At 48.8% G+C, this 18,272-nt stretch carries 22 protein-coding genes and 1 tRNA gene; 12 read left to right on the top strand and 11 right to left on the bottom strand.

The genetic code is table 11. From position 1 onward, the window contains the following. Positions 1–3 precede the first annotated feature (3 nt). Complete coding sequence (locus L103DPR2_RS08055) at positions 4–1,668, bottom strand: class I SAM-dependent methyltransferase (protein ID WP_055360577.1); 1,665 nt, start codon at positions 1,666–1,668, stop codon at positions 4–6. Positions 1,669–2,308: 640 nt separating this feature from the next. On the opposite strand from L103DPR2_RS08055, the gene L103DPR2_RS08050 reads away from it, so the two are divergent. Beyond that, positions 2,309–2,608: an addiction module antidote protein gene (locus L103DPR2_RS08050; RefSeq protein ID WP_156339874.1), complete on the top strand. Its 300-nt coding sequence runs from the start codon at positions 2,309–2,311 to the stop codon at positions 2,606–2,608. Positions 2,609–2,656: 48 nt separating this feature from the next. Here the strand turns inward: L103DPR2_RS08050 and L103DPR2_RS14540 are convergent, their stop codons facing one another. The 3 genes from L103DPR2_RS14540 to L103DPR2_RS08035 all read right to left on the bottom strand — a co-directional run bounded on the left by L103DPR2_RS14540 (position 2,657) and on the right by L103DPR2_RS08035 (position 3,950). Continuing rightward, complete coding sequence (locus tag L103DPR2_RS14540) at positions 2,657–2,956, bottom strand: type II toxin-antitoxin system RelE/ParE family toxin (RefSeq protein WP_055360572.1); 300 nt, start codon at positions 2,954–2,956, stop codon at positions 2,657–2,659. 4 nt (positions 2,957–2,960) lie between these two features. Further along, a complete protein-coding gene (locus tag L103DPR2_RS08040) occupies positions 2,961–3,218 on the bottom strand; it encodes a type II toxin-antitoxin system ParD family antitoxin (protein WP_055361942.1) in 258 nt (85 codons plus the stop codon). A gap of 132 nt (positions 3,219–3,350) precedes the next feature. Further along, positions 3,351–3,950, bottom strand: coding sequence for a type IV toxin-antitoxin system AbiEi family antitoxin domain-containing protein (locus tag L103DPR2_RS08035; RefSeq protein ID WP_231717603.1), 600 nt, complete (start codon positions 3,948–3,950; stop codon positions 3,351–3,353). Between the two features lie 384 nt (positions 3,951–4,334). Between L103DPR2_RS08035 and L103DPR2_RS08030 the strand changes: the two genes are divergently transcribed. After that, positions 4,335–5,114 carry an XRE family transcriptional regulator gene (locus tag L103DPR2_RS08030; protein ID WP_055360568.1) on the top strand — a complete coding sequence of 260 codons (780 nt, stop codon included), beginning with the start codon at positions 4,335–4,337 and terminating at the stop codon, positions 5,112–5,114. A 13-nt stretch (positions 5,115–5,127) separates the two neighbouring features. After that, a complete protein-coding gene (locus tag L103DPR2_RS08025; RefSeq protein ID WP_055360567.1) occupies positions 5,128–5,430 on the top strand; it encodes a hypothetical protein in 303 nt (100 codons plus the stop codon). Between the two features lie 5 nt (positions 5,431–5,435). Here the strand turns inward: L103DPR2_RS08025 and L103DPR2_RS08020 are convergent, their stop codons facing one another. Continuing rightward, positions 5,436–5,759 (bottom strand): helix-turn-helix domain-containing protein, encoded by a 324-nt coding sequence (locus L103DPR2_RS08020; protein ID WP_055360564.1) that lies wholly within the window; start codon positions 5,757–5,759, stop codon positions 5,436–5,438. Between the two features lie 87 nt (positions 5,760–5,846). After that, positions 5,847–6,053: a hypothetical protein gene (locus tag L103DPR2_RS14370; protein ID WP_197274851.1), complete on the bottom strand. Its 207-nt coding sequence runs from the start codon at positions 6,051–6,053 to the stop codon at positions 5,847–5,849. Positions 6,054–6,456: 403 nt separating this feature from the next. Between L103DPR2_RS14370 and L103DPR2_RS14535 the strand changes: the two genes are divergently transcribed. From L103DPR2_RS14535 to L103DPR2_RS07995, 4 genes are all read left to right on the top strand, one after another. Then, complete coding sequence (locus tag L103DPR2_RS14535) at positions 6,457–6,705, top strand: type II toxin-antitoxin system HicB family antitoxin (protein WP_442915085.1); 249 nt, start codon at positions 6,457–6,459, stop codon at positions 6,703–6,705. A gap of 96 nt (positions 6,706–6,801) precedes the next feature. Continuing rightward, positions 6,802–7,176: a hypothetical protein gene (locus L103DPR2_RS08005; RefSeq protein WP_055360560.1), complete on the top strand. Its 375-nt coding sequence runs from the start codon at positions 6,802–6,804 to the stop codon at positions 7,174–7,176. A gap of 69 nt (positions 7,177–7,245) precedes the next feature. Next, a complete protein-coding gene (locus L103DPR2_RS08000) occupies positions 7,246–8,238 on the top strand; it encodes a Bug family tripartite tricarboxylate transporter substrate binding protein (protein WP_055360558.1) in 993 nt (330 codons plus the stop codon). A 141-nt stretch (positions 8,239–8,379) separates the two neighbouring features. Further along, a complete protein-coding gene (locus L103DPR2_RS07995) occupies positions 8,380–8,820 on the top strand; it encodes a PACE efflux transporter (protein WP_055360556.1) in 441 nt (146 codons plus the stop codon). Positions 8,821–8,882: 62 nt separating this feature from the next. Here the strand turns inward: L103DPR2_RS07995 and L103DPR2_RS07990 are convergent, their stop codons facing one another. Further along, entirely contained in the window at positions 8,883–9,704 is an 822-nt protein-coding gene (locus L103DPR2_RS07990; protein WP_231717602.1) for an IclR family transcriptional regulator, read from the bottom strand. A gap of 140 nt (positions 9,705–9,844) precedes the next feature. Between L103DPR2_RS07990 and L103DPR2_RS07985 the strand changes: the two genes are divergently transcribed. The 5 genes from L103DPR2_RS07985 to L103DPR2_RS07965 all read left to right on the top strand — a co-directional run bounded on the left by L103DPR2_RS07985 (position 9,845) and on the right by L103DPR2_RS07965 (position 15,061). Next, positions 9,845–11,140 carry an NAD(P)/FAD-dependent oxidoreductase gene (locus tag L103DPR2_RS07985; protein ID WP_055360555.1) on the top strand — a complete coding sequence of 432 codons (1,296 nt, stop codon included), beginning with the start codon at positions 9,845–9,847 and terminating at the stop codon, positions 11,138–11,140. 46 nt (positions 11,141–11,186) lie between these two features. Further along, positions 11,187–12,254: an ABC transporter ATP-binding protein gene (locus tag L103DPR2_RS07980; RefSeq protein ID WP_055360553.1), complete on the top strand. Its 1,068-nt coding sequence runs from the start codon at positions 11,187–11,189 to the stop codon at positions 12,252–12,254. A gap of 59 nt (positions 12,255–12,313) precedes the next feature. Next, a complete protein-coding gene (locus L103DPR2_RS07975) occupies positions 12,314–13,105 on the top strand; it encodes an ABC transporter permease (protein WP_082466875.1) in 792 nt (263 codons plus the stop codon). Beyond that, positions 13,099–13,893: an ABC transporter permease gene (locus L103DPR2_RS07970; RefSeq protein WP_055360549.1), complete on the top strand. Its 795-nt coding sequence runs from the start codon at positions 13,099–13,101 to the stop codon at positions 13,891–13,893. The genes L103DPR2_RS07975 and L103DPR2_RS07970 overlap by 7 nt, the downstream gene beginning before the upstream one ends. Before the next feature lie 127 nt (positions 13,894–14,020). After that, positions 14,021–15,061: an ABC transporter substrate-binding protein gene (locus tag L103DPR2_RS07965; protein ID WP_055360547.1), complete on the top strand. Its 1,041-nt coding sequence runs from the start codon at positions 14,021–14,023 to the stop codon at positions 15,059–15,061. Between the two features lie 63 nt (positions 15,062–15,124). On the opposite strand, the gene L103DPR2_RS07960 is transcribed toward L103DPR2_RS07965, so the two are convergent. From L103DPR2_RS07960 to hscA, 4 genes are all read right to left on the bottom strand, one after another. Continuing rightward, positions 15,125–15,199: transfer RNA gene (locus L103DPR2_RS07960), tRNA-Val, on the bottom strand. Between the two features lie 68 nt (positions 15,200–15,267). Further along, complete coding sequence (gene dnaQ / locus L103DPR2_RS07955; protein ID WP_055360546.1) at positions 15,268–15,990, bottom strand: DNA polymerase III subunit epsilon; 723 nt, start codon at positions 15,988–15,990, stop codon at positions 15,268–15,270. Positions 15,991–16,027: 37 nt separating this feature from the next. Then, on the bottom strand, positions 16,028–16,366 hold the full coding sequence (gene fdx / locus L103DPR2_RS07950; RefSeq protein WP_055360544.1) for an ISC system 2Fe-2S type ferredoxin: 339 nt from the start codon (positions 16,364–16,366) through the stop codon (positions 16,028–16,030). Positions 16,367–16,377: 11 nt separating this feature from the next. Next, entirely contained in the window at positions 16,378–18,264 is a 1,887-nt protein-coding gene (gene hscA, locus L103DPR2_RS07945) for a Fe-S protein assembly chaperone HscA (RefSeq protein ID WP_055360541.1), read from the bottom strand. Positions 18,265–18,272: the final 8 nt, after the last annotated feature.

Below are 18,272 nucleotides of genomic sequence, written 5' to 3'. Positions count from 1 at the left end.
CATTTAAATTCCAGCCCAACGATTCACGCCGCGCTGTAATGCGGTCATTTCAATAGCAGCTGACATCTGACCAAACAAAGCATTCTGCCAATTCGACTCCGGCAAAGCTAAAAGTGTCTCAGCTTCTTCCCTGAACTTTGCATTTTCAAGCTGATACAAAACTTCCCAATATCCAAGGATGAAGTCTTTTCGCCTCCTTAAAAGATCCGTGGATGGAAGCTTGTTTGATTTACTTATATTGGCTGTTTTCGAGGCCGGCAGCAAATTCCACGAGTCGTTATTGCGCCAAAGATCAAAGGGTATGACGTGATCGACTTCAAATTTACCCTTCAAAGGTTTACCACTCCATACACACTCAATACTTTCCAAGTTTGCAAACAACTTGCGTGCAGAATCAGTACTTCGAACATCCTCTTTATCTAGCAGTAGTCCTACTACAGAAGCCACATCAATACCTTTACCCAAGCTAGTAGTCTTTTCTGCCCATTGAAGAATCACAGCCTGGCTCACCCAATAGCCTAAGTGACTCAATTCAATCCAAAGGTCATTCGGAATCAGGACGCTCTTAGTAGCCGAGTCATAGTCAAACACTCGCCCAGTAACCAAGGCGTCCCCGGCATACTTGACTGGCCCAGTCACTATGGCAGAAGCAATGTCTGACATCACTTGTTTCAACAGCTTTTGTTTGTCAGCAGACAAAGCACCTTTGTTTCGTTCAATCCGAAACCCGCTGTAGCCACCTGCCTTCACATAAAGACTTATGAGTGCACCAAGGCTGCGTCTGAACTTAATCCAGTTGTCTGCGTCTGGCGCCTCAGCATTGATCTGCGGCATAAACACTTTAGATTCAATCAGAGGCCAGTAGTACTGCAACCACTTCTCTGCCACATACCTAACGGGCAATGCCACTTTGCCATTGGCCAGCCACTTAACGTTGTTTGGGCTTTGTGTCGCAATCTCTGCCAGTGCGCGAAACAACGCAAACTTGTAAGTGGCTGTCTTCTTATCGTGATTCAGCACGCCTTCAATTTGATCAATAGGCCTGGTGTTGGCTTCAGACTTCAATTGAAATAACAAGGACACCCATTCAATGCCTTGGCGAGTCATGGCATCTGAGTTACCCCATTCGTCTATGAGGCTAAAACCCAAGCGCTCAAAAATCAGGCGTAGGTAGGCGGATGGATATGTTTTAAATAGGCGGCCGTTTGCATCACGCTCACCATCACCTGTATCAGACCTTTGGCTAGGCACAGAGATTAACAACCGACCATTGACCTTCAAGCAACGCTTGATAGACAAGGCTGCGTTAAACAGCTCTGTTGAATCAATGTGCATGAGAACGGCACAACACAAAACGCCATCAAACTCACCGCCAAAGGGAGTGGGCAGATCAGGCAACAAACCTTTCACCACCCTGCCCTTGAGTTCTGGGTGAAGCATCTGGGCTAGTTGAACGAACTCTTCGGTGCCATCTACACCGTAGGGTTGGAAGCCTTGCTTGTGGAGTTGGGCTAGGTCTCGGCCTGAGCCGCAGCCTATGTCTAGGATGCGGCCACCTGCGGAGAAAGATTCGGCGAAGCGGTGGGCTAATGGACTGGGGGCAACTTCATAGCGCTGCGCTACTTCACTGGCGTGAAGGGCGTAGTAGTCTAGGGTTGGTTTGTCCATTTAGTGCGTCGAATTTGTTGAATCAAGATAATTGTGAATTCTGTTAAAGCCTATAGAAAGCATAACTGAAACAAGGTGGGCGGTGAGCTTTTTTATCTAGCGTTGACGTTCCAATTTAGGATCAAATTCTGGATGTGATTTGAGCCTTGCAACCATCAGAGCCCCTCCTGCAACAAATATTCCTCATAAGGCTTAATGCTTAAGCTGCACAAATCCAATAGATCACCATCCCTGCTGATCTTCAATTGATTCAACACGTTCTTAAGAAACCTCTTGCGATCAAAGTCTTGGGTGGACGGAATGTCCTCTAGATTCATGCTACTGTGTGTTTTTTAATTGGAGGCAGATCAACATTACTTACCAATGAAGGGCTCATGGGGCTAAGTTAGAGGTGAGCCTTTGAATGGGGTTGGGTGCAAATGGATGAATGACATCTAGCCCAATTGGCACTTAATCTCGGCAGTTGGCATCCAATTTAGATTGACCAATTGTCATCGATCGGATACATGTTATGAAATACACACTCACTAAGCTAGATGAAATTTTTCGTCTTATTGCTGAATGGTGGTGATAAATCTTCGCAAACAGCAGACATTGCTATTGCAAAGCAGCTGGCAAGAAATTTAAAAGGATGCCTTCAATGAAAAATTTCAAAAATATCGCGAATGTTTCACCATTCGACGTAGCCGAATTTCTTCAATCCGATGAAGACATTGCTAAATACTTAAACCAAGTCTTAGCCGACAACGACGCAGGCGAACTTGCCGCTGCACTAGGTTACATAGCCAAAGCCAAAGGAATGGCTGAAATATCCAAAGCCAGCGGCCTTACCCGCGAAGCCCTCTACAAAGCCCTCAGACCCGACTCTCAGCACAGGCTAGACACCATTAAACGGGTATGTACGGCCTTGGGCGTTAAGTTGAATGTTGTGACGGCTTGATTAATTGGGTCAGATCAACATTATTTGGGTTGACTTCCATAACGTCAATCACACGTCAAAATACTTGGAATCGATGAACATGCTTTGATGCAGAACTCGAACAACCGTAATACCATGAGGCTCAGGTAAATAGTAGATAGCGTACGAGGTAGATGAAGGCCACCATCTGAGCTTTGGTAGCAGGTCTGGCCTAGAGCGTCCCATGAGAGGTTGTAAAGCCAAGATTTCGGACTCCTGTGCAATTTCATCAAGAACTGAGTCGGCACTTATTGAATCGGCCGTTGCAACGAAGATCCAAATTTCTTCTAAATCAATTTCTGCTAGGTGACTTAGAAGAACGTTGGACATGAAATCACTTTTGGGTAGAACGAGCCTTTCGTTTTATCGCATTCATGTCCATCTTTTTCACACGTCCACTTTCAATATCTTTCATCCCCTTTGCAATTTCAGACTGCAAGCTACTCAAGTTAGAAGATTGAATTTGTTGATAAGTTTCAAAAAGCCGAAGTGCTTCCCGTATCACTTCACTCGCAGAGCCGTAGCGCCCAGAAGCAACTTGTTCACGAACGCGATCCTCTAAGGCTTTAGGCAAAGAAACGTTAAGGGTCATGAGAATTCCTAAGTGGCAATAATTGCCATATATTGCCATACTTTAAATAGATTGCGTGAAACTTTTATTGGGGTCAGATCAAAATTAGTGGTGGATTGCGGGAGCTCAACGTTGCTAAAGAAATTGATAGAGTCATACCAAGCTCTCCATGTAGGGGCGCATGACGTTATGAACACGACAATGTTCTGCCGCTAGCCAGAGTTCATCCATCGTGACTTTATTTTGCTTCCAGGCATCTCTCAATGCTTCAAGTGCAACATCGATCCCAATCTTGTTTCTGAATTTAAAACAGTCAGCAACTGTTTTAGCAACGTTAGTGACATGAATCGAAATGCCACCATCAACAACAAGTGTTGTGAGGCCAAAACTTAGGTCACTCATTCTGATAACGTGAAGTGGAGGAAAGTCAAGCTTTGGGGCGCGTGCCTTTTGTCCAATCGCCACCCAAAGCTGATGTGTCAACTGTGTTGTGAGTTCGTGCATTTGAAGTGCAGTCAGAAGGCAAAAAACAATCTGTGGAAATTTAAGTGCGACAACAGCGTGGTCAATCTTCTCGGTAAACATTAGGTTGGCTGGTATGTAGACGCCCCTGCTTATTCTCACTAACTGATCTGTTTCAAGCAGCTTCTGAAGGACTGCACCAGAGGCTCTGAATTTGGAGAGTTCACTTGCACGAATCAAGCCTTTTTCGCGTGCGCGAAGTACAGCGGGATGAACAGGTTTTGAAGTCACATGAATGTATTTATGTTTGCGTCTGTATTTATTAATAAATACAGACGAAATAGAAAAATAATTGAGATCAGATCAATATTGTTTTAGCTTCAATGAAGGCTTCTTGCAATGACTGATTCATAGTGCCACGCTTCTTATGTCTGCGACTCACATAACGTATAAATAATATCTTAGCGACAAAAATTTATCGGCAATTTCTACAAATTTATCAATAACTTCATTTCTAAGATGATCGTCGAATTTATTTACAAAAAGATTGATCCGCTATAGATTGATTTGCAAGAAAAATAGGTACAAAAAATTGGATTCATGCCACACTGAATTCCGTTTCAAATGCAGTGGTTGCATTGAAGTTTTGTATCAGCAACTTTTTAGGTACTCACTATGAGTAAAGCAACCATTCGCATAGGCAGCACTAAAGAATTTTTTGCACGTGCACAATTGGTTGGTCAAAAAATAGATCGCGGCGATCAGATTGAAGAGCTCTTCACCCTCTCCTTTGGAGATCCAGAAGATTTTCTGGACATTTTCCGTGAACCTCTACGCCAAATTCTGATCGCTTTGCGTCACCCCAAAAGCATAGAAGAGCTGGTTGATGAACTCAGAGGCAACTCCAGCGACTTACATCAAAACCTCAATAAATTAACAGAGCTTGGACTTGTAGTACGGAGTCAAATTGCTACCACCAGCGTTGTGGACCGTAAGGCATATCAACGTGCTCATAAAGACGTTGTTGTAGAACTACTTTGTGAGGACCCCGAGTTGGCAGAGATTTACCTTACAACCGCTTTAGAAGAATCATATTTGCCAGGAGGTCAGGAAGCGTTGATGAATGCTCGCAAGTATGTTGCTGAAGCGGAGGAAATATCAGCTCGTAGCATAAGGTTTCAAAGTGTCTGGCAGGCTATTGCGGCAACACCAAGTGATGCAGCCAGCATGCAAGCTCGCTCAATGCTGATGATGGAAATCAGCAGTTTTGTTGAGAAGCTTGAAATGACTCATGGAGATGTTGCTGCTTTGCTTGGTGTCTCTAAGTCAGATATAGCCAAACTGATAGAAGGCAATTTCAATCATTTTGATTTAGACATGCTGCTAGACATGGCGGCACTTGCTGGACTGTCACCAAAGGTAAGCCTGGGTGAGCCTAAGTTTCCGTTGGCTTAAGTGGCTTGGCACCATGACCAAAATAACTGATCTTCACAAGCTATGGCTTAAGCGAACTGGCTATAGAAAAGTTTTCAATAATTCTGAAGCCAAATTTAAATTGGCTCGGAAGCTTATTCAAGCTAGAAATAAAAATGTGAAGACTTCTGTGATTAAAAATTTTATTCAAACTGACGAAGAGCATGACCTTGCGTTGAAAGAGCTTTCAAAACTTTTCGATCTGAATCCTGAGATGGGTTCGCCTGATGGGGATAGGCTGGAAGAGCTCGTTTCTCTGGTTCATGCATATGAGGCACTTCAATTCCCAATGAAGTAGGTTTCTTAAGCAAGTACAGAAAGCCCATGCTTGTTAACGATGTCCAATAACTTAAGCGCCATGCCACTTGGGTTCTTGGTACCCGCCTCCCACTTCTGAACAGTAGACTCACTTGTGTTTAGGTACCTCGCAAAAATTGACTGACTGACTTTGACACGCTTTCTGATTTTTTTGATTTGCACAGGTTTTAATTTTGGAGTTTTAACAGTGCACTTTTCATCAAACTTGCTCATGGTGGCTTTATCAATTGCGCCCACCAGATAGAGAGCTGAAGCCGACTGATGAGCTGACTCAAATATGTCGCTTTTAAAGATCGTTTTAGTTTTCATTACTTTGGATATGGTCTGCTACTCATAGGATATTTGAATTGCAAAAATATTTGTTGTGGCCATAGACTGAAACACCACAAAATGACTTCATCGTGAATTTGCTTCATCACGATCAAAAGTAAAGTTGTGTGTAATTTCAGACCTAAGATTTCGAACATCTGCCAATATCTCCATCTTGCTAGGCTCTTCACCGACATACATCTCTGTTACATGTCCCTTTCGAATCACAGTTTTTTTAAACTCTAATTCATCACCTACTTTCAAGCCTAATGCGTTGACCAATTTGGCGGACAATATGACTGCAACGTTACTACCCCATCTTGTAACTTGCTTTAGTAGCTCACAAAATTTTTTCATAAATAAATGCGCAATTTATCGAACCCTGATACAAGCAAACAATCGTATGAAGTAAACGAATTTTCAGGAAAAAATTTTGTATTTGTATGTTATTTTTCAAAGCTCAATTCAAACGTAATTTATACGATGATGCAACCTCTATAAATTTTGAATTTTTTCCCAAATTTATTGATTTGAAAAATTAAATTAGTACGTGTAGTGTTTTTTTGGTTTAATGAATAGCAAATTACTTATCGAAAAAAAATTTTGCAACGATTGGCGTTTTGAAGTGAAGGTTTAAAAAATTTTGAAATTTCCAATTGACATAGAACAAGGTGATTCTCGCCATATCTGGGGAGTTGTGGTGCCTGACCTTCCCGGCTGCTTTTCAGGCTCAAACCGAGGCATTGAACACGCCATTGATAACTCCAAAGAGGCAATTGAGTTGTGGATAGAAACTGCCCTAGACATGGGCCAAGTAATACCTCAACCTAGCCTCATATCAAAATTTCATCTACAAAATGAATACAGTGGATGGATTTGGGCCGCGGTGGAGATTGATACTACACTTTTGTCTGATGAAATGAAACGATTCACCCCTCTTCTCTAAATGTCCTGGCGCGATTAGATTCACTTGCTAAAAATATGGCAAAACCTGACTTGGCCTAATTGCACAGCTGGCATTGATGATTGAGTAAATGAAGCCATGTCACAATTGTTTTTACTAGACTCAATAGCACACATTAGCAATGCACATGCTAATGCGATTGTCATCTCTGGATCTCATGGCGGAAAATCAGCCGCTGAATTTGTCATTGCACTCAGCCAAAAACCAAGCTGCGTTTTCTTCAACGATGCGGGTGGTGGCAAAGACAACGCAGGAAAAGTTGCGCTAGAGATACTGCAAGCTCACAACGTTCCATGCGCTTGCTATTCCCATTTGTCTGCGCGCATTGGTGATGCACAAGATGGGTATGACAATGGCGTCGTATCTGCTATGAATGAATTAGCGCAGCTAAAAGGCGTCGAACTGAACATGCCAGTCAAGGTGGCCATGCAAATTGATTGGTCATCACATTAGGGAATGCCTGATCTGGACAGCCCAGTTTGATGCCACCAAAATGGTCTCTCCATTCACTCAGGAGAGGTCATGTCCATTTCGCGTCGTGATGTTTTACAAGTGGCCGGTGTGGCCAGTTTGCTCAGCGCTGTTGGCCAGCAGGCTTGGGCGCAAGCCCAACTTGAGAGTTTGAAAATTGTCACTGGCTTCCCGCCTGGTGGCACATCCGATGCCATCTGCCGACGCGTCTCCGAAAAGATCGCGCCCTCTGCCTATACCAAAGCCGCCTTTGTTGAAAACAAAACAGGTGCTGGTGGTCAAATTGCCGTGCAGTTTGTGCGCAACGCGCCCGCCGACGGCGCCACGGTGTTGCAAACACCCATGTCCATGCTGGGCATCTATCCGCACATCTACAAAAAGCTGCCCTACGATCCAGTAGGCGATTTAGCGCCTGTCTCTTTGGGTGCTGTGTTCGACTTCGGTTTTGCAGTGGGCCCTATGGTGCCAAACAGCGTCAGAAACGTTCCAGAGTTTTTGGCTTGGTGCAAAGCCAATCCCATGTTGGCCAACTTTGGTTCACCCGCTGCGGGCTCTACTCCTCACTTCATTGGATCCCTGCTTGGCCGAGAGGCCAACGTTGACTTGAAGCACATTGCGTTCCGCGGCACACAGCCTGCCATTCTGGACATGATCGGCGGCCAAATTGCCGCGGTGTCTGGCCCCATTGGCGAGTTCACGCAGCACGTGGCGGCCGGCAAATGCAGATTGCTGGCGGCTACTGGCGCCAAGCGCAGCCAGTTTGCGCCCAACACACCCACGTTGGTTGAGCAAGGTTTAAAAGGATTTGTTTACGACGAATGGTTTGGCTTTTATGTACCCGCCAAAACCCCCACCGACATCATCAATCGCCTCAACGCCGTCATGCGCGTGGCCTTGGCCGCCCCCGAAACCGTCAACGGCATGGCCATGATGGGCCTGGTGGCACAGTCCTCGAGCCCCGCCGAATTGGCAGCCCGACTCAAATCCGACACCGAACTGTGGGGCCCCTTGGTCAAAACCATCGGATTCTCAGCAGACGCTTGATGCGAAAAAAAAGCACCTGGCGCTTCCGCTAGGTGCTTCATCTAATTGGGGTCAGATCAACATTAATTTTTTCAAATTAATGTTGATCTGACCCCAATGACCTTCTCCTGTACAGTTCAGTGTTAACGAATCCAATTCAACATGAACTTACAAGGCACCCAACGTAAAGTCACTTACGTTGCCATCTACGAGGCCATCGCTTTCTTGTGCGGCACGCTTGGCTTTTTCAGTTTCAGCGACAGCAGCCTCGAGCGCGCAGGTGCCCTGGCTGTATTTGCATCACTCTTCGCGGTGGGTTGGAATTTTTCCTACAACGCTTTGTTCGAGCGCTGGGAGTCTAAAAGACTCACGCGCGGCCGTGGCTTTGGGCGTCGCGTACTGCACGCCGTGGGCTTTGAGATGGGCTTTCTGGTGGTGCTGATGCCGGCGGCAGCATGGTGGCTCGACATCAGTTATCTGCGCTCATTCACAGTCAACCTGGGATTGAACGTTTTCTTTTTTGTTTACACGTTTGCTTTTACGTGGTGTTTTGATCGGGTGTTTGGACTGCCTGAATCAGCGTCAGCGACAGGTACGGTATGAAGTCGTCACAATGAGTCGATGAACAATCATCAAAATTAATGTTGATCTGACCCCCATTAATTTCAAGGTTTGGTCGATCTTCTCAAAGCGCGATCAAACGGGTTGATTTTTGGACTCAGCAGTGCCGCCTCTTTCTTTAGCAAGTCCACCACAACCAACAATCTGTCGCCGCTCAATCGGGTGGACAGTGTTGCCACACTCAAAGCGCCAATCACCTGGCCTGCTGCGTCCCACACCGGCACAGCAACTGCTGCCACCCCTTCAATGACGCCCGTATCTTCTGCCGAATAGCCTTGCTGTTTGGTTCTTAAAATGGAGGCTCGCAACTGCACGCCATCCAAAGTTCCCATGCCCATCAGGCGTGGCACGTTGTAACGCAAAATTTCTTCGCATTCTTCGGGCGCAAGATGCGCAAGGATAGCCATGGCCCCTTGACCTCCACCCAACGGAACTCTGCCTCCCACATCCCCTGTGAGAGTTCGAATAGGAAACTGCCCCTCCCAACGATCGAGGCAAACGGCGTCAAACCCTGAACGCACAAAAAAGAAAACACTTTCACCCAATGCTGCACCCAATCGAGCCAGCACAGGGCGACAAAGTGATTTAAGCCCTCCGGGACCTTCACCCCCATGACTGACTTGTTCAACGGCATGCGTTGCAAGCGTGGCCAATCCCAAGCCAAGCGCATACCGTTTGTCTTCTGGAAACTGACACACCAATTCGCCTTCGGTCAGTTGTTGCAAAAGTCGATGGGTGGTGGCTTGTGTGTAGCCCAGGTGGCGGGCGAGATCGCTAATGCGGCTGGGACCCAACTCACTCAAGGCTTGCAGAAGTTCAAGGGCGCGCTTGAGACTTGTGACACTGCTTTCAGATTTTTTCTGCAATTTGATTCCACATATTGGACTTAAATTTATTGAAATCGACTTTATTTCCAAATGGTGGAACTAACCATGGGTGTTTTCCCTTTTTCGGAATCGCATCTATTGACCCTGAATTCATTCGTGCAATACGATGGGCAAGAACTATGACAAATCAAGCGTTCCCCATTTACACGCAACCCTGTGGTTGGAATGCATTGCTACCCCACCGAGAAGCGCGCCCTGCCGCTACAGGACAACTGGATGTTCAGTACGTTGTTGTAGGCGCGGGGTTTACAGGCATGGCAGCGGCCAGACGACTTAGCAAACTCAATCCAAATGCAGACATTCTTTTGCTGGAAGCCAGCACTGTCGGAGAGGGATCGTCTGCACGCAACTCCGGCTTTTTAACGCGCGAAGAGTATCCAAGCAGCAACTCTGCACAGGACGTCGAACAAAACAAGGTCTTGAATGCCTTCAACACTGAAGCGTTTGATGATTTGAAGCAAATCATTGAAGATCACCAAATTGAATGCGACTTTCATGCCAGTGGAAGAATCAGGGCTGCCGCAACACCTGATGGTGCGAACACATTGCGCAAAATCCAACAGGCACTTGAATCGACGGGACACGCAACGCAAACTCTGGATGCCACATCGCTTAACCAACTGATCGGTACAAGCTATTACAAATTTGGCGTTCAAACAGACACTGGCCACCTGGTTCAACCTGCTGCCTTGATCAGAGGCCTCCTTGGTGCCCTTCCCCAACAAGTCCAAGTTCATGAAAACTCGCCCGTGCTTGATTTAAAAAGGCACGGCAAGCGCTGGGTGCTGAAAACTAGTTCAGCCCAAATCACAGCAGACCATGTCATCATGGCCACCAACCCGTCCGTCAAATTTTTTGGCTACCTTCAAGACAAAATCGTCACCATTCACACCTACGCCGCTCTGACCGAGCGACTGAAGCCATCTGAAATGGCAAGCTTGGGCTCTTTGCAAAGTTGGGGCGTCTTACCCGCGCACAGACTGGGTACCACTGTGCGGCGAGTGGGCGCAGATCGATTGTTGGTCCGGTCACTTTACGCTTATGAACACAGTCTGAGCGAAACAGAAGTACACGAGGCACTGCGCCGGCGTTTCCACAACCGATACCCCGCGTTGACACACATTCAACTAGAACATGTTTGGGGTGGCGTGACCGCCTTGACCCTCAACGGATCCCCCTACGTCGGTTGCTTGGAACCAGGCCTCTATGCCTCGGCAGGCTGCAACGGTTCTGGCATTGTGAAAGGAACCGCGCTGGGCAGTTATTTGGCTGAACTTGCGCATGCCAACAAAATAGATCCGAAAATTCTCGAAGCCTACGGCACTGCGAACAAAATTCTGCCCGATCCTTTCAGAGCCCTTGGGTTCAAAGTGATTTCCGCTTGGGAAAGTCGAAAAGCAGGCCTTGAATCCTAACAGTGACAACTTCGTTTCAATTGATCAAAACCGCTGACAGCCAACCGTGAACCACACCGACTATTTATCTCTGCAAGGTTTGAGCAAATCCTACGGCAAAGTGACCGCGTTGAATGACTTTAATTTGACGGTTGCACAAGGTGAGTTCATCAGCCTGCTGGGGCCTTCTGGCTGCGGTAAAACCACCACGCTTCAATTGCTGGCAGGGTTTGTGCAGCCTTCTACAGGCGATATTCTGCTCAACGGCAAAAGCATCTCGCACCTTCCACCCAACGAAAGAGGCTTGGGCATCGTCTTTCAAAGTTACGCCTTGTTCCCACACATGACGGTGCGAGAGAACGTCAGTTTTGGACTTGAAATGCGCAGAATGGACCCTGTCGAGCGCACAGAAAGAGTGAGTCGAATCTTGGCCATGGTTCAACTGGCTGACTATGCAGACAGGTACCCCCGAGACCTTTCTGGTGGGCAAAGGCAGCGAGTTGCGCTGGCCAGAGCCATCGTCATTGAGCCGCCTGTTTTGTTGTTGGACGAACCCTTGTCCAATCTCGATGCCAAGTTGCGCGAAGCCATGCAGTTTGAGCTGCGCAGAATTCAACGCAAACTGGGCACCACCACATTGATGGTGACACACGATCAAGCCGAAGCCTTGTCCATCAGCGATCGCGTGGTGGTGATGGACAACGGCAGAATTCAGCAAATTGACACGCCCCACGCTGTTTACGAATCCTCTGGCAGCAGGTTTGTGTCAACCTTTGTCGGAAAAACTAACTTCTTAAAGGCCGCTGTGCGCGGTGGCACCTTGCAACTAGGCGCCAATATTCATGTGCAGGCGCAAGAGGTGCATGCACCTGAGGGCAGCGAAGTCACTTTGAGCATCCGCCCCGAAAAACTGAAATTCGCAACAGCCTCTGACACCCAGAAACTGAAAGTGCAAATTAAAGAGCGTTTTTTCCTGGGCAACCTTTGGCTCTACCGCGTAGACTGCGAACTGGGCGAGTTGGAAGTGAGTTGCATCAATGACGGCACGGCACCAAAACATGAATCGGCAGACGATCACCTAACATGGGATGACGCTCACTTTAAGCTGATGTCAGCCTTCGAGGCCTTGAAGTGATTCACAACACAAGAACCCCCTATTTCCTGAGCGCACCCGCACTGGGCTTGTTCGGCTTAATGGTTCTGTTTCCGTTTCTCTTAACTTTCTTTTTATCCTTCCAGCGCTTTGATCATCAAGTAGGCATTGTTCCTGGCTTCACATTGGATGTGTACAAGCACATCGTGAATGATCCGTTTTACTGGGAGGTTTTTGGCAGAACCGCTTGGGTGTCACTCACCACCACTTTGCTGTGCGTGTTGATTGGTGCCCCCGAAGCCTATGTCTTAAGCAGAATGAAAGCGCCATGGCGATCGTTCTTCTTGGTGGTCATTCTTTCCCCGCTGCTGATCTCAGTCGTGGTCAGAGCATTTGGATGGAGCCTTGTTTTGGGACCTGCAGGCTTATTGAACAGCTTCTTACAAACAATTGGACTCGATCGCGTTCGCATTCTTTACACGCCCACTGCTGTTGTCATTGCATTGGTGCATGTGATGTTGCCTTTCATGGTCATTCCTATTTGGACCTCACTGCAAAAACTCGATCCACAGATAGAGAATGCAGCACTGTCACTGGGCGCATCCAAGTTTCAAGTGTGGCGCCGGGTCGTTTTGCCTCAAATTACCCCTGGATTGTTGTCGGGTGCTTTGATTGTTTTTGCACTCAGTGCAAGCGCCTTTGCCATTCCAGGCTTGGTGGGTGGCCGAAGGGTCAAAATGGTTGCCACCCTGATTTACGACGAGTACTTGCATGAACTCAACTGGCCTTTGGGCGCCGCCATCGCCTTGATTTTGCTGCTGATCAATTTGCTGGTCATGTACGTCACGCAAACTTTGGTGGAGGGACGCTACGCGCGTCGCATGGGATCATGAAAAACGGCCCACTCGCCCTCCTCTTTCACACACTGGTGCTCGCCTTCATGTTGGCGCCGCTGGTGGTCATTTGCCTGGTGGCTTTTACGCCTTCCAACACACTGCAAATTCCTTGGGGCAGCTATTCATTGCGCTGGTTCTCGGCGGTTTTTGAGCACAGCGATTTATTGCAATCGTTTTGGAACAGTTTGGTTCTGGCAGGATTGGCGGCCACCATTTCTGTGGTGATGACGGTGCCTGCGGCCATCGCCATCACCCGTTACAACTTTGCTGGCAAACAACTGGTTCAAGGTCTTTTGATGAGCCCTTTAATAGTGCCGCATTTGGTGCTGGGAGTTGCCATGCTCCGACTGTTCACCCTCATCGGCGCCAAAGGTTCATTTGAATGGCTGACACTGGCCCATGTGATCATCGTAACGCCCTACGCATTGCGGCTCATGATCACGGCACTGGTGGGCGCAGAACAAAACGTCGAACAAGCTGCGGCTTCCTTGGGCGCAAAGCCTTGGGTGGTGTTCAGGCGCATTACCTTGCCGCTAATGTTGCCTGGCATTGCAGGCGGCTGGATTTTGGCCTTCATCAACAGTTTTGACGAAGTCACGATGTCGGTCTTCATCACATCGCCGCAAACCATCACCTTGCCTGTGCGCATGTACATGCTGGCCACCGAATCGATTGACCCCATGATGGCAGCTGTTTCGGCGCTCATCATTGCACTCACGGCTATCACCATGTTTGCACTGGACCGCTTGTATGGGCTGGACAAAGTACTGGTCGGTCAAAAATAATGAGCAAATCAGCAAACGGAGATCACACATGGCCCCATGACGATGCACTTGCAAATTCAAGCCCTAATTTCTAAAACCACACCCCACCTTTGACAATTAAATCGCCACGGCGATCAAGGAGAAGACAATGAACATTCAAAAAATCGGATTGCTCAGCGCTGCATTGCTGACGGCATTTGGCGCCAGTGCGCAAGTTAAAACGCTCTACATCGGCATGAATGGCGGCACCACAGAGCAAGCCTACGTGAAATACGTATTTCCAGAATTTGAAAAAAAATTCAACGCCAAAGTGGTGGTGGTGCCCGGCACTTCTTCAGACATCTTGGCAAAAGTTCAAGCCAGCAAAGAAAAACCACCTGTGCATGTGATGCATTTGGATGACGGTGTCATGATGCGCGCCGTTCGCATGGGGCTGTGCCAAAAACTGGCCGACACCCCTGTGCTCAAAGATCTGTATTCCACCGCTATTTTGGCTGGCGGCATGGCAGCCGGTGTCAGCGTGACCACCACCGGCATTGGCTACAACAAGAAATTGTTCGATGAAAAGAAATGGGCTGCGCCAACTTCTTGGATGGATTTTGCAGATGCCAAATACAAAGGCAAAGTTGTCTTTCAATCTGCGCCCTCCAGCAGCTATGGTTTGCACGGTTTCTTGATGATCAACCGCGCAATGGGCGGCACCGAAAAAAATGTGGAACCTGGCTTTACCAAATGGGCTAGCACCGTGGGCCCCAACGTGCTCGAATACATTCCAAGTTCTGCCAAACTCAGCGAGATGGTGCAAACTGGGGATGCGGCTATTTTCCCCTTGACGCCCACCGCTATCGATGGCCTAAAGGCCAAGGGCATTCCCATGGAGTACGCACAACCCAAAGAAGGATCTGTTGTGTTGATGGTCGGCCAGTGCGTCACAGCCAACAACGATGCCCCCGAGTTGGCTCAAAAACTGTCTGAGTTCATGTTGCAACCCTTTGCGCAAGCCGCCATGATGGAACATGCAACTCAAATACCGACCAACCCCAAAACTCAATTAACTTCGGCACCTGCCATTCAAATGATGGATCAGTTCCGTGGCTACATGAAAAATGCTGTGGCATTGGATTGGGACACCATCAACACGGTTCGTCCAGAATGGAACAGCCGTTGGAGCAGAACCATTGAGAAATAAACAGGAGTAAGCTTGGGTGAAAAAAAAGCGCTTACGAATGTTCGTAAGCGCTTTTTGAGTTTTTGGTGGGCAGTACAAGTTTCGAACTTGTGACCCCTGCAGTGTGAATGCAGTGCTCTACCCCTGAGCTAACCGCCCTATCGCTTTTCAGCGTAGCTCTAAATTATGCCACGGTTTTTTGGGCATTTTCAAGGTTTTTAAAAGTTTCAGGCTGCCGCGCTTTGTTCACTGCTGAGCTGTCGCCAGAGGGTTTTGCCGCCGCTGGCTTTGTCCAATTGGGCCAGCTGCTCTTGGTGGGCCGCTTGCTCTTGGGCATTGGCCTGGATGACCGGCAAAACAAAGCCTGACAGGTCGACAGACTCTTCAGAGCCGGCCTTCCCTTCATCACCACCGGCGTCGATCAGCAAAGCCTCTTGGCCGCGGGTGAGGTTAATGTAGACATCGGCCAGCAGCTCGGCATCGAGCAAGGCGCCGTGCAAGGTACGGCCAGAATTGTCGACGCCCAAACGGTCGCAAAGTGCATCAAGGCTATTGCGCTTGCCGGGGTACATTTGCTTGGCCATGACCAAGGTATCGACCACACCATTCACATAGGTGGTGAATGGCTTTTTGCCAGCCAACTCGAGTTCCTTGTTCAAGAACCCAACGTCGAAGGCGGCGTTGTGGATGATGATTTCTGCGCCGTCCACGTAGTCCAAAATTTCTTGTACGACGTCTTTGAACTTGGGCTTATCGCGCAGAAATTCATTGCTGATGCCGTGCACCTTGAGCGCATCTTCGTGACTGTCGCGGCCAGGGTTGAAGTAGAAATGCAGGTTGTTGCCCGTGAGCTTGCGGTTGACCAGCTCAACGCAGCCCAACTCAATGACGCGGTCACCGCCTTCAGCGGAAAGACCGGTGGTTTCGGTGTCTAGAAATAATTGGCGCATGACCTAACTGTAATCCCAATTCAAGCGCAAAAAACTGTCAATGGTTTTCTTTGGCGTGGTTGATGGTGTACTTGGGAATTTCAATGACCACGTCTTGCTTGCCCATAAACGCTTGGCAGCTCAAACGGGAATTGGGCTCTAAGCCCCACGCACGGTCTAGCAAGTCCTCTTCTGTTTCTTCGGCTTCGTTCAAGCTGTTCAAGCCCTCGCGCACAATGACGTGGCAAGTGGTGCAAGCGCAGCTCATGTCGCAGGCGTGCTCAATGTTGATTTTGTTGTCGAGCAAAGCTTCGCAAATGCTGGTGCCTGCAGGCGCAGAAATTTGAGTGCCTTCGGGGCAGTATTCAGCGTGCGGCAATATTTTGATAACGGGCATGGTGTTCTTTGTTAAAGGCTTTGAATGTTCTGACCCGACAAGGCTTTTTGAATGCTGTGGTTCATGCGCTCCGCGGCAAAGGCTTCTGTGCCTTTGGCCAAGGCTTCGGTGGCATCTTCCACGGCTTGGGCATCGGTGGCCGTGTCAACCGCTTGCCTCAATGTCACCATCAGTTGCTCAATGTGCGTGCGGTCTTCAGTACTGAGCAAATGGCCATCGGCATTGAGCGCACTTTGTGTGGCCAACAACATGCGATCGCCATCCACCCGCGCTTCCACCAAGGCACGTGCCTTCATGTCCACTTCGGCAGTTGTAAAACTGTCTTGTAGCATTTTGGCAATTTGATCGTCGCTCAAACCATAAGAAGGTTTGACATCGATCTTGGCCTCCACGCCACTGATCTGCTCTTTGGCAGCCACACTCAACAAGCCATCGGCATCAACCGTGAAGGTGACGCGAATGCGCGCTGCACCGGCAGCCATCGGCGGGATGCCGCGCAGTTCAAAGCGCGCCAAGCTACGGCAATCGACCACCAAATCGCGCTCGCCCTGCAACACGTGCAATGCCAAAGCGGTTTGACCATCTTGGTAGGTGGTGAAGTCTTGGGCCATGGCCGTGGGAATGGTTTGGTTGCGCGGAATAATGCGCTCAACCAGGCCGCCCATGGTTTCAATGCCCAATGACAAGGGAATCACATCTAACAGTAGCAAGTCGCCTGCGGCGTCGTTGCCGGCCAATTGATTGGCTTGAATGGCAGCGCCCAGCGCCACCACTTCGTCGGGGTTCAAATTGTTGAGGGGTGCTTTGCCAAAGAAATCAGCCACGGCCGCTTGCACTTGCGGCATGCGGGTAGAACCGCCCACCATCACCACGCCTTGAATGTCTTCGGCTTTGACTTTGGCATCGCGCAAAGCTTTTTTAACAGCCGACATGCAACGAGCTGTGAGCGCAGCAGTGGCTTCTTCAAATTGCGCACGCGTGATGTTCACTGCATGTGTTTGATCTGCATGGGTCCATGTCAGGGTCGCTTCAGAGGCTGAAGTCAAAGCTTCTTTCGCCTCACGCGCAGCCGCTTTCAAACGTGTTTTGTCTTCTGCGCTCAAGCCCGCTTGCACATCTTGCAGGCCCATTGATGCCAGGGCTGCATCGGCCAAAGCATGATCGTAATCATCGCCACCCAGGGCAGAGTCACCACCGGTGGCCATGACTTCGAACACACCGCGTGTTAAACGCAAGATAGAAATGTCAAAAGTACCGCCGCCCAAATCGAACACGGCGTAAATGCCTTCGCTGGCATTGTCCAAGCCGTAGGCAATGGCCGCCGCAGTAGGCTCGTTGATCAAACGCAGCACGTTGATGCCGGCCATTTGGGCCGCATCTTTGGTGGCTTGCCGTTGCGCATCATCGAAGTACGCAGGCACCGTGATCACCGCGCCGTGAAGGTCATCATTGAACGTGTCTTCTGCGCGGTAGCGCAGCGTGGCCAAAATCTCGGCACTCACTTCAACGGGCGACTTCTCACCTTGCACCGTTTGAATTGACAGCATGCCTTTTACAGATGCACCATCGGGCTTCACAAATTTGTAAGGCAACTTTTCTGGATGGGCAATGTCAGACAAACTGCGTCCCATGAAGCGCTTCACAGAAGCCAAGGTGTTCTCTGGGTCTTGCGCAGCGTTGGCCACGGCTTCTTGGCCAATTTGACGACCCTGGCCTGGCAAGTAACGAACCACCGAGGGCAAGATCACTTGGCCTTTGTCATCGGGCAAGCACTCCGCCACGCCGTTGCGCACCGAGGCCACCAAAGAATGGGTGGTGCCCAGGTCAATGCCGACGGCAATGCGTCGTTGGTGCGGATCCGGTGCCTGACCGGGTTCTGAAATTTGCAAAAGTGCCATGACTTATT

This window comes from Limnohabitans sp. 103DPR2 (assembly GCF_001412575.1).
In the GTDB taxonomy this organism is placed as follows: Bacteria; Pseudomonadota; Gammaproteobacteria; order Burkholderiales; family Burkholderiaceae_C; genus Limnohabitans_A.
This window is presented reverse-complemented; position numbering and strand designations above follow the sequence as displayed.